The 15,515-nt window shown below is 46.4% G+C and carries 11 protein-coding genes; all 11 read left to right on the forward strand.

Annotated elements, in window-relative coordinates; translation table 11 throughout:
• Nucleotides 1-369 precede the first annotated feature (369 nt).
• The 11 genes from NU887_RS20875 to NU887_RS20925 all read left to right on the forward strand — a co-directional run bounded on the left by NU887_RS20875 (nt 370) and on the right by NU887_RS20925 (nt 15,395).
• Nucleotides 370-732 (forward strand): HEPN domain-containing protein, encoded by a 363-nt coding sequence (locus tag NU887_RS20875; RefSeq protein WP_258425331.1) that lies wholly within the window; start codon nt 370-372, stop codon nt 730-732.
• Nucleotides 733-854: 122 nt separating this feature from the next.
• Complete coding sequence (locus NU887_RS20880) at nt 855-5,762, forward strand: 2-oxoacid:acceptor oxidoreductase family protein (protein ID WP_258425332.1); 4,908 nt, start codon at nt 855-857, stop codon at nt 5,760-5,762.
• Nucleotides 5,763-5,766: 4 nt separating this feature from the next.
• Nucleotides 5,767-7,119, forward strand: a complete 1,353-nt coding sequence (gene rsxC / locus NU887_RS20885; RefSeq protein ID WP_258425333.1) for an electron transport complex subunit RsxC — start codon at nt 5,767-5,769, stop codon at nt 7,117-7,119.
• Nucleotides 7,112-8,125 (forward strand): RnfABCDGE type electron transport complex subunit D, encoded by a 1,014-nt coding sequence (locus NU887_RS20890; protein WP_258425334.1) that lies wholly within the window; start codon nt 7,112-7,114, stop codon nt 8,123-8,125. Before rsxC ends, NU887_RS20890 begins: the two co-directional genes overlap by 8 nt.
• Entirely contained in the window at nt 8,122-8,829 is a 708-nt protein-coding gene (locus NU887_RS20895) for an RnfABCDGE type electron transport complex subunit G (RefSeq protein WP_258425335.1), read from the forward strand. The genes NU887_RS20890 and NU887_RS20895 overlap by 4 nt, the downstream gene beginning before the upstream one ends.
• Nucleotides 8,826-9,461: an electron transport complex subunit RsxE gene (gene rsxE, locus NU887_RS20900; protein ID WP_258425336.1), complete on the forward strand. Its 636-nt coding sequence runs from the start codon at nt 8,826-8,828 to the stop codon at nt 9,459-9,461. The genes NU887_RS20895 and rsxE overlap by 4 nt, the downstream gene beginning before the upstream one ends.
• Nucleotides 9,458-10,039, forward strand: coding sequence for an electron transport complex protein RnfA (locus tag NU887_RS20905; protein WP_258425337.1), 582 nt, complete (start codon nt 9,458-9,460; stop codon nt 10,037-10,039). Before rsxE ends, NU887_RS20905 begins: the two co-directional genes overlap by 4 nt.
• Before the next feature lie 132 nt (nt 10,040-10,171).
• Complete coding sequence (locus tag NU887_RS20910; protein ID WP_258425338.1) at nt 10,172-10,372, forward strand: hypothetical protein; 201 nt, start codon at nt 10,172-10,174, stop codon at nt 10,370-10,372.
• A 366-nt stretch (nt 10,373-10,738) separates the two neighbouring features.
• Complete coding sequence (locus NU887_RS20915; RefSeq protein ID WP_258425339.1) at nt 10,739-11,596, forward strand: ferredoxin reductase domain-containing protein; 858 nt, start codon at nt 10,739-10,741, stop codon at nt 11,594-11,596.
• 491 nt (nt 11,597-12,087) lie between these two features.
• The gene (locus NU887_RS20920) at nt 12,088-12,951 is read left to right on the forward strand and encodes an RnfABCDGE type electron transport complex subunit B (protein ID WP_258425340.1); all 864 of its coding nucleotides are present in this window, start codon (nt 12,088-12,090) and stop codon (nt 12,949-12,951) included.
• Nucleotides 12,952-13,277: 326 nt separating this feature from the next.
• Nucleotides 13,278-15,395 (forward strand): fibrobacter succinogenes major paralogous domain-containing protein, encoded by a 2,118-nt coding sequence (locus NU887_RS20925; protein ID WP_258425341.1) that lies wholly within the window; start codon nt 13,278-13,280, stop codon nt 15,393-15,395.
• Nucleotides 15,396-15,515: the final 120 nt, after the last annotated feature.

Consider the following 15,515-nt stretch of genomic DNA (forward strand, 5'->3'; position numbering starts at 1 on the left):
CAAGAAATTTTAATCCTCCCCCACACGGTGCCACGCCGGCCCGGTCCGCCGCGGATCTTCCTCCCCTCAAGTGTTCCATAGGAAGATTTTTTTAAAGTATGAGATTCCAAAAATCTTATCTTAAATCCCTTACAGGAAACTATTTTTAATCCACCTACCCCTACCCCTCACCTTCACCCCTTCCTCTCCGTCCTCCGAGACGATTGGGGTAAATCCATATCAACCACCTATTTGCCACTTCAAACCTGCCTTTTTTCTCCCTTGATGCAAATCATGGCTTTAGCTGATTTATGTCAGGTTTTTATCTAGGTTAAGTGGATACTTTTAACACAATACAAAGATCCAATTCCAACCAAAAACATTCCTGTCATGAATAACCTGAAATCACACACCATCCTCGAAGAAGCCGATGATATGCTTGATATGGCCAAAGAAGAACTTTGCCGACCTGAGGAAGACGTCGTCCACTACAATGTCTGCAAGCACGCTTACAAAGCCATCGAAAAATACATGACAGGGTACCTCCTGCAAAACGGAGTCCACATCCAGCAGTCCAACCATATCAAGGATTTATTGAATCAGTGCAGGGCGCTAGACAGCAAATTCAACCAACTCAACTACGATCCTGTCATCAGTGCCGAAGATCCTGAGAAATTGATGATGAATATGCATACCGCCAAAACTTTCATCTTCCTGGCTGAGAAAACAAGAGATTACGTCGGCCAAAAATAACCCCAATCCAGCCTTTAGTTTTTTCTGTCAAAGGTCAGGCCTGAAGCGGAAGAAACTCCAAAACCTCTTCCTCCAAGAGCCATAGTCCATACATTTTATCCATACCACTTCGCGAAACCGTCATGGAAAACAAAAAAAACAATTTCAAATACCCCGGCACCAGGGTTGCGATGGACGGCAATACCGTCGCCATCATGTGTGAACGAGAATCCTCCGATGCCGCAGGAGCTTACCCGATCACCCCATCTACTCAAATGGGGGAATATTGGGCTGAAGAGGCTGCAAAAGGCCATCTGAATATTTCGGATAGGCCTTTGATTTTTATAGAGCCTGAAGGTGAACATGCCGCAGCGGCAGTCACCGCTGGTCTTTCGATGACCGGTTTGCGCTCTGCCAACTTCTCCTCCGGACAGGGTATCGCCTACATGCACGAATCACTCTATGCCGCTGTCGGTAAAAGACTCACCTACGTGCTCAACATCGGTGCCCGTGCCATGACCAAATCCACCCTCAACGTCCACGCAGGCCATGATGATTACCATGCCATCGACGATACAGGGTTTTTCCAACTATTCGCCAAAAAAGCACAGCACGTCGCTGACCTTAATATCATTTCACACAAAATCGCTGAGCTTGCCCTGAACCCCGGGGTAATTGCACAAGATGGATTCCTAACCACCCACCTGATCGAGTCGCTGATGCTTCCTGAAAGGGAACTGATCAAAGAATACCTCGGCCGACCCGACGACATCATCCCCACACCCACTCCGGCCCAAAGGATGATCTATGGCGATATGCGTCGTAGAATCCCCGAAGTATGGGATGTGGATAATCCGATGATGGCAGGTATCGTCCAAAATCAGGATTCCTACATGCAGAGTGTCGCGGCACAGAGGCCATTTTTCTTTGACCATATCAAGGATATTACCGATCAGGCTTTTGAAGATTATTATGCCCTCACCGGCAGGAAATATGAAAGGGTAATGACTTACAGGGCAGAAGATGCCGAATACCTGATCCTCGGACAAGGCAGTGTCGTGTCAAGTGCCGAAGCTGTAGTGGATTATTTGAGAAGAACACGGGGACTGAGAGTCGGGGTTGTTGACTTGGTGATGTTCAGGCCTTTCCCGGCGGATCTTTTGGGAAAAGTCCTGAAAGGCAAAAAAGGAGTGACGATCTTGGAAAGATTGGACCAACCGCTTTCTGAGGATTCTCCGATCATGCGGGAAGTCCGCTCTGTCATCACCAAATGCATCGAAAACGGTAACCACAAAAAAGACCTTCCCTATCCTGAACTTCCCTCTTACACTGCCGGCGAAATGCCCGCTTTGTACACTGGCTCTTTTGGTATGGGTAGCCGTGACCTTCAGCCTGAAGGTATCATCGGCGCAGTAGAGAATATGTTGCCGGACGGCAAACACAAAAAGAGGTTTTATCTCTCCATTGACTTTATCAGGGAAAATGCCTTTACCCCAAAACAAAGGGAACACCAGGAAAATATACAGGAAGCCTATCCCCATGTCAAGGAACTCGCTGTCCATGGTTCGGAGAATCCTAACCTGATGCCCAAAGACGCGATCACCGTCAGATTCCACTCCGTCGGTGGTTGGGGTGCGATCACGACAGGTAAAAACCTGGCCATGACGCTTTTTGACCTGCTTGGCTATGACATCAAAGCCAATCCGAAATATGGCTCTGAAAAGAAAGGGCAGCCGACCACCTACTATTTGGCAGCGGCTCCGGAGCCTATCACCATCAACTGCGAATATTACTTTGTCGATGTAGTGCTCTCTCCCGATCCAAATGTATTTAAACATACCAATGCCTTGGCAGGATTGAAAAATGGTGGCGCATTCATCATTCAAAGTGAAAGAAAAACTGCCGATGAAGTGTGGGCGGACATTCCTAAACATTACCAAAAAACCATCATAGACAATGACATCCATGTTTTTTATGTAGATGGATTCAAGATTGCAAGGGAAGAAGCCACCGATCCCGAACTCCAACTCAGGATGCAGGGAATCGCTTTCCAAGGGGCTTTCTTCGCAGCATCTCCGCTGATGAAAAAATCAGGGTTGACCGATGTCGCCCTACTCAAAGCAATCGAAGACCAACTGCAACACAAATTCGGTGGCAAAGGTCAGCGTGTGGTAGATGACAACATGCGCGTCGTGAGAAGAGGTTTTGACGAAGTCCATGAGATCAAAAACAAGGTGCTTGGACTGCAGACCGAAAAATCCAATGGTCAGCTGATTCCGGTCATCCCGACCATGCTCAAGGACGCTCCAAAAAGCCAATCCAACCTTACCGATATCCATCGGTTTTGGGAACAGACTGGCAGCTTCTACCAAAGCGGCAGGGGAAATGACAACCTCACAGATCCCTTTATCGGTCTAAGTGTCATTCCGGCTGCCACTTCAGTATTCCGGGACATGACAGGCATCCGTTTCGAACACCCGGAATGGGTAGCCGACAACTGTACTGCCTGCGGCAATTGCTACACCATCTGTCCCGATACCGCCATTCCCGGTTTGGTCAGTGAACTTTCAGATGTGCTCGATACCGTTTTAAAAAGGGTAAAAAGAAACCATGACAAACTGGAGTTTCTTCCAAAAACAGTAAAACAAATAGAACCAAAAATCAGGGCGCTTTTCAATGAACCACATGAGGGTGTCACGGTCAATATGCTGATCAATGAAGCCATAGACAATGTATTGGAAACAGAGGCCAAGGATTCTCTTCTGAGAATGGAGCTTGGATGGTTCAGGGAAGAATTGGGAGATTTTCAATTTGCCCTCACCCGGCCTTACTATGACCTCCACGAAAAAAAGCAACCAAACAGCGGCGGTCTCTTCAGCATTACCATCAATCCCAACACCTGCAAAGGCTGTATGGAATGCGTGAAAGTCTGTAACGACGATGCCCTCAAAGTGGTCAAGCAAACAGACGATTCCATTGCAAGATTGAGAGAAGAATGGAGCGTATGGTCTGACCTTCCCAATACGCCTAAGAAATACAACCGCATCGACGATCTCGAAGAGAAAATCGGCCCACTCGAAACCATCCTACTCGACAAAAACGCTTACCAGAGTTTTGCAAGCGGTGACGGGGCCTGTTTGGGTTGCTCGGAGAAATCAGTTGTCCACCTCTTTATGGCTACTGTGGAATCCCTGATGCTTCCACGTGTTGAAAAGCATGTGGCGTACCTAGAAAGCCTGATAAGCAATCTAGAAAAGCATATCCAAAGCAAGTTGATGAAATCCATGAATCTCATGGATACTGACCTGATGTCCAAAATCGTCTCAGAAACCCAAGGCACTGACCTGACTATCTCGGGCATTGCAAGCAGGATGGAATCAGAAAAAGGTTCAGACCCAATTGATCCGGATTGGTTGACAGAAGCCACCAACATCCTATCAGGACTGAAGACCCTCCTTTGGAGATATGCTGCAGGAACTACCGGCAAAGGCCGCTCCAGCATGGGTATGACCAATTCGACAGGCTGTACTTCGGTTTGGGGAAGTACTTATCCATACAATCCATACCCTTTCCCTTGGGCCAACCACCTGTTCCAAGACAGTACCTCCATGGCAATGGGAATTTTTGAAGGCCATATGGCAAAGATGTCAGATGGCTTCAAACTGATCCGGAAAGCCGAAATGGAGCTCAAAGGAAATTATAATCCCAAAGAACAAAGAGATTTCTTCACCTACTTCAATTGGGAGCAATTCACAGATGAAGAATGGAAATTGTGTCCTCCTGTGGTAGCCTTGGGCGGTGACGGTGCGATGTATGATATCGGATTCCAAAACCTCTCCAGGATGATGGCTTCCGGCAAACCCATCAAAGTAATCGTGGTCGATACCCAAGTCTACTCCAACACCGGTGGTCAGGCCTGTACCTCAGGATTTATCGGGCAAGTTTCTGACATGGCACAGTTTGGCAAAGTCTGGAAAGGCAAGCCTGAACCAAGAAAAGAAATCGGACTCATTGCCATGGCACACAGAAATACCTATGTGATGCAGGGAACTTTGGCCAATACCAGCCACATGATCGAAGGATTTATCGAAGGCCTGTTGGCCAAGCGTCCGGCGCTGTTCAACCTCTACACTACCTGCCAACCAGAACATGGCGTGGCCGATGACCTCGGTGCACATCAGGCAAAGTTGGCGATGGAATCCAGGGCATACCCGATTTTCAGGTACAATCCTGACAAAGGAAAAACACCTCAGGAAGCTTTTGACTTGCAGGGAAATCCTGCCATGGATCAATTGTGGCCAACCTATGAGTTGAAATACATCGAGGGCGGCAGACCAAAAACCATGACCGTGGCGATGACTTTTGCAGATTTTGCAATCACAGAAGCTAGGTTCAGGAAGCATTTCCGTAAGGCTCCAAGAGACACTTGGAATGAAAATATGGTTGTGCTGTCGGAATTCCTGGAAATGGACAAAGATGCCAGAGAAGGCAAATTCCCTTACATATGGGCTGTAGACCAAAAACAGCTGCTCAGCAGGGTTTTGGTAGCCAAGACCATGGTCGAATCCTGTGAAGAACGCCGTGATTTCTGGATCATGCTCAGGGCCATTGCCGGAGTTTCCGGTACCAAAGAACTTCCAAAAGAAGATGTGGAAAGCAAGGTCCGTGCAGAAGTAGTGAGCAGGATTGCCAGGGGATTGATGAAAATGGCCGGAGATGACGGCGCAGGAATCATGGACTTGGTACAAGAAGAACCAAAAGCAAGTTCCAACGGCGCCCCAAAAGCGGCTGCCACAGGTGACGCAATAGCACCTTGGATCGAAACTGAACTTTGTACTTCCTGCGATGAATGCACCAAGCTCAATCCAAACATATTCGCCTACAACAACGACAAGAAAGCCTTTATCAAAAATCCAGAAGGCGGAAGCTATATGGACCTGGTCAAAGCTGCAGAAAAATGCACTGCAGGAGTAATCCATCCGGGTTTACCTGCTGACAGGAGTTTTGCAGATGCCGAAAAATGGATCAAAAGGGGAGAAAAATTCAACTGATATCGTGCTGAACCTTCAATCACATACCTTCCGACACGGGGTTCATCCTCCGGAAAACAAAGAGGAGACGAATAAATTGCCCATCCGGCAGTTTTCTTTCTCTCCTCTGATCATCCTTCCCATGCAGCAGCATATCGGAGCTCCTTCCCGCATCATTGTGAGGGAAGGACAGGAAGTGCTGAGGGGGCAACTTTTGGCAGAAGCCAATGGCTATATGTCCGTGCCGGTTCATGCTCCTGTTTCAGGGAAAATCAGAAAAATCGCCAAAGTTCCCGTCATTTCAGGACAGATGACCGAAGGCATACACATTGAGACTTTCCCCTATTCGGGACAGGAAGTCATTGAAGGAACGCCAATAAATTTTGAAACAGCCAGCCCCGAAAAAATCCTCAAAGGCATCCAAGATGCCGGGATTGTGGGTTTGGGAGGTGCGGCATTTCCCACCCACGTCAAACTCAAAATCCCCGAAGGAAAGTTCTGCGACCATCTGATCATCAACGGCATCGAATGCGAACCTTACCTGACCACTGACCACAGGGTCATGCTCGAGCAGGCCAATGATATCTACATTGGCATCAGGTATCTGATCAAAGCCACCGGGGCAAAAGAAGTCATCATCGGCATTGAAGGAAACAAGCAGGATGCTGCAGACCACTTGTCCAAACTCATTCCTGCAGACCTTCCTGTGACCGTTCAAGTGGTCCCTGTCAAATACCCCCAAGGGGCCGAAAAAATGCTGGTTACTTCCTTGCTCGGCAAGGAAGTTCCTTCAGGAGGCTTACCGATAGATGTGAAAGCTGTCGTGGTCAATGTGGCCACCACTGCTGAGATTGGCAGGCTGCTGCCGCACGGTCAGGGAATCCAGGAGCGGGTGATTACGATCACCGGTCCGGGAGTGAAGAAAAAAGGCAATTACCTGATCCCCGTAGGAACACCTTTGCGGTATGTCCTCGAGCAGGTCGGCGCAGCCGAAAACATCAGTGAAGTCTATATGGGCGGTCCGATGATGGGTGTGGCTGTCTCCAACTTGGATATCTCCATTGTCAAAGGAACATCAGGTATTGTGGTTTTTGGAGAAGATAATATTGCGAAGACAGATAAAATATTTCCCTGCATCAAGTGTGGGGCCTGTGTGGATGCCTGTCCCATTTCTTTGAATCCTTCGAAATTGGGCATTTTGGCAAAGTCAGAAGGGTATGATACCATGGCCGAGGAATTCCATTTGATGGATTGCTTCGAATGCGGCTCCTGTTCCTTTGTCTGCCCGTCCAATATCCCACTTGTACAGTATTTCAGACTGTCCAAAGGGATCATCAGAAAACGAAACGCCGAAAAAACTGCCAAAGCCAATGTTTAGCAAAACCCTTCATATCAGCACTTCTCCGCACATCCGACAAGGAATGAGTACGGATATGATTATGCGGAATGTGGTCTATGCCATGCTGCCGCTTGTTGTTTTTTCAGTAGTTTCATTCGGGTTGAATGCACTGTTGGTCATCATTACCGCAGTAGCTTCGAGCGTCCTGACAGAACATGCCCTTTGCCGATGGTCAGGAAAATCATCTACCGTATCGGATTGGTCGGCAGTCATCACAGGCATTTTGCTGGGACTGACATTGCCCCCGATCTTTCCGCTTTGGATGACATTCCTCGGAGGGGTCGTTTCGATCGCCATCGGAAAGTTTGTCTTTGGAGGATTGGGCAGCAATGCCTTCAATCCGGCTTTGGTCGGAAGGGCTTTCTTACAAGCCGCATTTCCAGTGGCCATCACGACCTGGCATCCTTCCTTTTTGGAAGGGAGATTTTACAGCATTTCAAAGTCAGTAGCCGCCTTCCCGTTTTCTACCCCTGTGGTGGATGGGATTTCGGGAGCTACTCCCCTATCGGCATTCAAGTTTGACAAAGTCACAGCCGATACAGCAGACCTGGCTTTTGGATTCATCAGCGGATCCACGGGAGAAACTTCTGCTGTCCTGATCATTCTTGGAGGAATCTATTTGGCAGTAAGGAAAATGATGAACTGGAGAATTCCCGTCGCCATCCTTACTACCGTTTTTGTCCTGAGTTGGATCTTACATATCATTGACAATCAAGTCTATCCCTCACCTGAATTCATGCTCTTTTCCGGTGGATTGATGTTGGGTGCGGTCTTTATGGCCACAGACATGGTCGGTTCGCCAATTACACCAAGAGGTGTGGTGGTATATGGCGTTTTTATCGGATTGATAGTCGTGGTCATCCGGATTTGGGGCGGACTTCCCGAGGGGGTCATGTATGCCATCCTTTTGGGAAATGCACTGACGCCTCACATTGACAACCTCATCAGACCGAGGGTTTACGGTACCAAAAAGACCAAATCATGAGCGCAAACCAAATCCTATCGACCCAACCCAACCCCACCGAAGGCAGCAAGAAAATGCTGATTGCGATGGTAGGCATCGGCGTTATCTGTGCTTTGCTCATAGTCTTGAGTTATGAAGGTACCAAAGAAAGGATCGAAATCCTCAAAGCCGAAGCCCTCGAAAAAGCAGTATTCAAAGTTGTCCCCGGCATCTCCAAAACAAGAATTTTTGAACTTACAGCAGAAGGAACTTTCGTACTCTCAGATGGAAAAGACAGGAGCAAGACCCTTGTCTATGCAGGTTATGACGATTCGGATGCCTTCAAAGGTATCGCCATCGAAGCAAGCGGTCAGGGCTATGCAGACATCCTCCGGATCCTGTATGGCTATGACCCTGAGGAGCAAACTGTGGTAGGATTCTATGTCTTGGAAAGTAAGGAAACCCCGGGATTGGGAGACAAAATAGAAAAGGATGAAGATTTCCTCTCCAATTTCAAAGCATTGACCGTGGCATTGACAGAAGATTTGAGCAAAATCCAAAATCCTGTTGTGCCTGTGAAATCGGGCCTGAAGAAAAATCCATGGGAAGTGGACGGCATCACAGGTGCCACCATTTCCTCTCGCGCTATCGGCAATATCATCGGGGAGAGTTCAGCAAAGATGATCCCCCTGATTTATAGCCAAAAAGAAACTTTCATATCGGCAGCAAACCCAAATTCAAAATGACACCAACAAAAACCACCGACTTGAAAGCAGATCCTAGCTCTACAGATGAATTCATCAAAGGGCTGTGGCGTGAAAATCCTGTTTTTGTGCAGGTGTTGGGGATGTGTCCGACATTGGCAGTATCCAACTCCGCCATCAATGCACTTGCAATGGGATTGGCAACTGCTTTTGTGCTGATCATGTCCAACGTGTTGGTGTCTTCGCTACGCAATTTTATCCCGAAACAAGTCCGGATCGCCTCTTACATCCTGATCATTGCCACTTTCGTCACCATGGTGGATTATGCGATTCAGGCCATCAGCGTGGATTTGCACAAGAATCTTGGGGCTTTTATCTCCCTGATCGTGGTCAACTGTCTTATCCTGAGCCGTGCTGAAGCCTTTGCTTCCAAAAATACCATAGGAAAATCCGCTTTGGACGCCTTAGGAATGGGATTGGGTTTCGTGTTTGCCCTGTTTTGCCTCGGCGCTGTCAGGGAAATATTGGGAAATGCCAGCATCTTCGGGATCACGGTTTTTCCGGAATCCTTTCAGGAATGGATCATCATGATCCTTCCGGCCGGAGGGTTTTTCACCTTGGCATTTTGGCTTTTCCTCTTCAACAATTACAAACTTAAAAAAGCAAAAGCATGAAATCTGAATCCTTTTGGTACATATTCATCAATGCGAGTCTGATCAACAACTTCGTGCTCGCTTATTTTCTAGGCATCTGTCCCTTCCTCGGTGTTTCCGGAAAAATGGAAACAGCTACAAAAATGGGTGCTGCCGTGACCTTCGTCATGATCATCAGTTCGGTCTGTGCTTATGGCATCCATGCCCTGCTTGTAGCCATCAATGCACCTTTTCTGCAACTCATCAGCTACATCGTCGTCATTGCGGCAACTGTTCAGCTTGTTGAGATGGTCATCAAGAAAATGAGTCCGGCGCTCTTCCGTTCCTTGGGGATTTTCCTCCCTTTGATCACGACCAACTGCGCCATCTTGGCTGTGGCCCTATTCCAAACAGCCAAAGGATACAGTTTCTTTGGCAGTCTCGCTTTCGCATTGGGTGCAGGGGTAGGTTTTACGCTTGCCCTGATCCTGATGGCGGGGGTAAGGGAGCAACTTGATTTTGCTGATGTGCCAAAAGTCGTCAAAGGTACCGTGATCACTTTGCTCATCGCGGGGATCTTGTCATTGACATTTATGGGGTTTTCGGGATTGGGATCTTAGTGGGCAGTGGGCAGTATTCAGTGGGCAGTATTGAGTGGGCAGTATTCAGTGGGCAGTGAGCAGCAAGCAGTGGGCAGTGGACAGTAGTCAGTAATCAGGAGACAGTAAAAAGGACAGTAAGCAAATACAAAAATGGAAACAGTCTGGAGTTTTGTGATTGGGATATTGGGATTGGTGGGAATGATGTTGGTTTGGGTTTTGGTCCAGTCCCATTGGCGCAAAACATTCAGCGAAAACATATCCGATGAAGATGTTTTGGCAGAAAGAAGAAGCTGCGGCAATTGTGGCTGTGTGAAGGTGTGTGAGAGGAAGGGGACGGTCGGTGGTGGATAGTCGATTGCTGATAGTCGACAGTCCACGGTCCACGGTCCACGGCAGATTGTTTAAGGAAGGAGATTCAGTGGGCAGTAGTCAGTGGGCAGTATTCAGTGGGCAGTTTCCAGATTTTAGTCAACGGTCCACAGTCGACAGTCCACAGTGGTTGCTGGTGAGTAGACAGATTACAGTGGGAAGGTGAATTTGAAAAGTACAATAAATGTCAACAGTCCACTGTCGACAGTCGACGGAAGCGGATGTAAGTAGACATCAGGATTATAAATTGAAAAAAAACCGGCTGTGGACCATGGACTGTGGACCGTGGACTATAACTATTAACAAGAAAACTGAATAATTAAGCAAGAACTTCTAAACCATAAAAAAATGACCTACTTATCAGACCTCAATACAAAAACGCAATACAAGGCAAAAGTCCGTAAAACCAAGCGACTGACTCCTGCCAATACAGAGGAAATCCGTGAAATCATGCTTGAGGTGGAGGATCCGGGGTTCCAATGTCAGGTTGATCAAAGCTTTGGCGTGCTCGTGAAGCATGACAGCGAATTTGGAAATGAATACCACCACCGCCTCTACTCTGTGGCCGATATTCCTTCCAAAAAAGATGGCAAGACGCATCTCACCATGTTGGTCAAAAGATGCTCCTATGTGGATGACTTCAACGGCGAACTGTACCAAGGCGTGGGTTCTAGCTACCTCTGTGATAGGGAAGTTGGCGATGTCATCACCGTGACAGGACCTTTTGAACTGCCATTCAAAATCCCCGAAGACAAAAATGCCAACCTGATTCTGATCGGAATGGGAACCGGCATTGCACCGTTCAGGGCTTTTGTGAAGCATATCTATGCAGATGTGAAAGACTGGAAAGGAAAGATCCGCTTGTTCTACGGCGCAAAAAGCGGTTTGGAACTCCTGTATCTCAATGACAAAGACGGCGACCTGACGAGCTACTATGATGAGGCCACATTCGAAGCCTTCCATGCACTAAGCCCAAGGCCGCATTGGGAAGATCCGATCTCCCTGGATGCAGCGATTGAGGAAAGGGCTGAAGAGGTGTTGGAAATGCTCTCCTACAGCAATACCTACATCTACATCGCAGGATATGAAAAAGTCAAAGAAAACCTCAACAAGGCTTTTATCAATATCATGGGTTCAAAGGAAAAATGGGAAAACAGAAAAGCGGAATTGATTGCAGGGAAGAAGTGGGCGGAGGTGATCTACTAATTAGGAGAATCTTTAGGTTAAATAGTCCACAGACCACAGTCGACAGACGACGGCAGAATCTGTATAAAGTAAATATTTGGTAGTGAATAGTTTACAGTTCACAGTCAGCAGTGGATTAGTTGAAAGAGGAGATTTGGTGGTAATAAGTCCACAGACCACGGTCGAGAGAATAAAGTCAACAGTCCACAGACCATAGTCCACAGTGGATTTGTCGAAAGATGGAAATTGACTTAATAATGTCCAATTAGATATTGATGGATATTGGATATTGATGGATACTTGATAAGCGAAACTTTCATCTGATATCCCCTATTCTATCCATCTGACGATTGAAATTAAGAAATAAGAATTGAAGTCCAATTGAAGCGGCTATGGACCAAAAACTATCGACCTAGAATTGTAAAAAAAACAACCCCTGAACCGGCCGTGGACCATGGACCGTCGACTGTGGACCAATAACCTCTAACCAATAACCATTTACCCTCAAAACCATGACCATCCTCACAGCCTTACTCGCACTCGGCGGACTGACGCTTCTCTTGGCACTGATGCTGATCGTGGCCAATACCAAACTCTATGTCTACGAGGATCCAAGGATCGATGAGGTCGAAAGCATGCTTCCCCACGCCAACTGTGGTGCCTGCGGGTACCCGGGATGCAGGCCTTTTGCAGAAGCTTTGGTCAAGGGAGAAATGCTACCAGGAAAATGTACCGTCAGCAGTGAGGATGGCCGAAAAGCCATTGCTTCCTACCTCGGTGTAGATGCAGGTGCGGAAGAAAAACGGGTGGCAAGATTGGCTTGTGCCGGAGGCGTCAACGTCGCTGTCAACCGGGCCAAATACGAAGGCCTGTCAAGCTGCCGGGGTGCGGCGCTGATTTCGGGTGGTGGCAAGGGATGTTCCTGGGGTTGTCTCGGACATGGAGACTGCGAGACGGTCTGCGATTTTGATGCGATTACGATGAATGAATTTGGGCTTCCCGTGGTCGATGAAGCCAAGTGTACCGCCTGCGGAGACTGTGTGGAAGTGTGTCCCAAGGACCTTTTTTCGCTCCAACCCATCAGCCGACGCCTTTGGGTTGCCTGCAAAAGTCAGGAAGCAGGCGACGGTGTTCTCGAAGACTGCGAAGTAGGCTGTACTGCCTGCGGCAAATGCGCCATGGACGCCCCCGATCTCATTACCATGAAGTACAACCTTCCTGTCATCAACTATTCCGGAAGACACCAAACCCAAATCCCGATCCAACGCTGCCCCACCGGAGCGATCGTGTGGCTCGATGAAAAACAAGGTCCGATCAAAGGTCCCGAAGCCAAGAAAATTATTAGGAAGGGGAAGCTCAAAATGGGGGAAAGTTAAGATAATGATGAATTCATAATGATGAATTACCGGCTCCGTCATCCTGAGTCTCCGCCATGGTCAGTATCTTCACTGAACATTTCCTTTTCCTACTGAGACCCCTTTAATTTTTTAGCGCAACTTGTTTTGCTTTTGCAGGATTAGTCCCGAAGCCAAAAAGATTATACGGAAGGGCAAGTTGAAAATGGGGGAAAGTTGATTTACTAAAACTGATATTTTCTTTTGCGAAAAATGCAAATAATTATAGATTTTTTTCCTTGAGTTGACTTTTATAATGCAGAACTTTAGTATGATTTAATGACCTGATTTACAATCAATTTATTATCATGAAACGGTTTATTTTTCTGTCTGCAATAGTTATCCTAACGCTCTCAGCCTGTGATGTAGAAGAGGTTCCTGTACCGGTCAATGACAGGTATGTCGGAATTGTAAATAAGTTGTTTGTTTCCTACAAAATAGCCACTTTCGATCCAGGCCCATTGGAGGGCAATCCGGAGGATGGGTTTGTAAATTATGAAGGAGAGTTTGGAGGAATTCCGATCGAAGCCGGCAAAACGGATAAAAACGAGGTGATTTTTGTTGTCCCCAATCTTCCCGCAGGGAGTTACCAACTTAAACTCAAAATCGGAAATGAAAACAGAATCTGGGATGTCCAGGTGGTAGACCTACAGCAAGAGATTGATAATTTTGATGAGTTTTGGTCTGATTACGCTGAAGGCAAAGCTGAAATCTATGACAGCCTTAAAAACCACCCCCGATTAAATGATTTTGCCAAGTATGCAAAAAAATGGTCCAACTATTTTGAATCCAAATTTTCGCTTTTGTCCCAATCTGAAAAAAATGAATTGATCCAAATCATCCATCTCAATGGTTTCAATAACCTGCTACCTTACTATTTTGAAACTTATGGAGAGTTTGAAAACTGTCTTAAAGCCAATTTTGCTGTTTTCTCTTGGAATTCCATTCATGAAGGCGAAAGTCTAAGGGAATTAAAATCAAAAATGGTTTACCTTCCTTACTCCAGGTTTAATGATGCATTGGTGGCTTTTGTGTTTGATCTGATCTGGAGGCACCGTGCTATGATAGAAATTTCAGCCCCGAAGTTATTGGCCTGTCCTATCTTGAGAGATGTGCAATTGCGGACCAAATGGGGGCTCGTTGGCAATGATCCTATTATCCTTAATTCTGGTGATTCCTTGGAATTTGAAGTAAAGGGCATCTATACTCCCTTGTCAGATTTAGATAAAGTTCTTTATCCCGATGAAAATGGTATTGGTTTCATTGCAACTTATGTAGAAACATCCATCTCACAGGTCAAAGAAGAAGACTTAATTGTCTCTTCCCTGATTCAAAAGAGGAAGCTGGATCTGCCTTTTTTACATCAAATCTTTTCTTTTCAATATGTTCCGGAACAGGATACCAAACCATTGACTGATTTTAGTTTCCAAGTAGATGCAATTTCAAATCCATACATTATTCTTTCCCAAAAAAGTCAAAAAGAAGATCAGGTAATTTTGACTTTCGAGAGAAAGAACCCTGAACAACAGGACTTCCAGTTTACACTTAATTTTGTCCAGTCCGGCTTTGCAGTTTCCAGATTTATTAAGGGAACGATGGCAAAAACTACTGAATCCATCCTGGACCTGAGTTTTGACAGCGGTACCGCTAACTTGCAGATCCTTTCCGGAGAGCCCCCCTACCAAATTGAGTGGAGCAATGGTGTCACAAATCAAACTCAGGTGAAGTTCACCGCAGGTAACTATTCCGTAAAAGTCACTGATGGAAATGGTTCAGAAGAAGTAATTGACTTTTCTATACCGGAATTTGGAACAGTCCAAGACCGGGAGGGAAATGAGTATCAGACCGTCAAAATCGGGAATCAATGGTGGATGGCAGAAAATCTCCGTAATACGATTAGAAAAGATGGGAGACCTGTCCAAGAAAGAGAATATTGGCCACCACCAAATCCTTACAATCCCGAAGATTTTGATTATGCCTCCTTTTCCTACTATAATAATGATCCTAAAAATGACAAGGAGTATGGCAAATTATATAGTTTCACTTCCTATGGTGGCTGCTTGTGTCCCGATGGCTGGGGGATTCCCACATTTGAGGATTTTACAGAAATGGCCAATGTACTAGGAGGACTTGGTGTGGCAGGGAAAAAATTAAAGAGCCGAAGTACATGGCAAGAATCAATATTCAATTCTACCAATGAATCGGGATTTAATGCCAAACCGGGAGGGATGAAAATCAATAACAATATTTATGAAAGCAAGGATATTTTTGTGGGATGGTGGGTATCCGGACCAGGAGCGCCCGAACGTCTTGCATCTTTAGATGTGGAAAATTTGGAATTAAAACTCACCTATCAAGTAACCTTCTTTTTTGAAGGCCATTATATCCGATGCATCAAAAAACAGGAAGGTGAGCCTTCTTGCTAAATCCTGAAGGAGGTAGAAATCAAGGATCTTTTATATCGAAGAGGCGAGAGGAAAATTAATGATGAATTCATAATGATGAATTATGGTAGACCTAAAAGGTATTAGATTCTCCCTAAGCTC

It is taken from the genome of Aquiflexum gelatinilyticum (assembly GCF_024741135.1).
GTDB classification, from domain to species: Bacteria; Bacteroidota; Bacteroidia; order Cytophagales; family Cyclobacteriaceae; genus Cognataquiflexum; species Cognataquiflexum gelatinilyticum.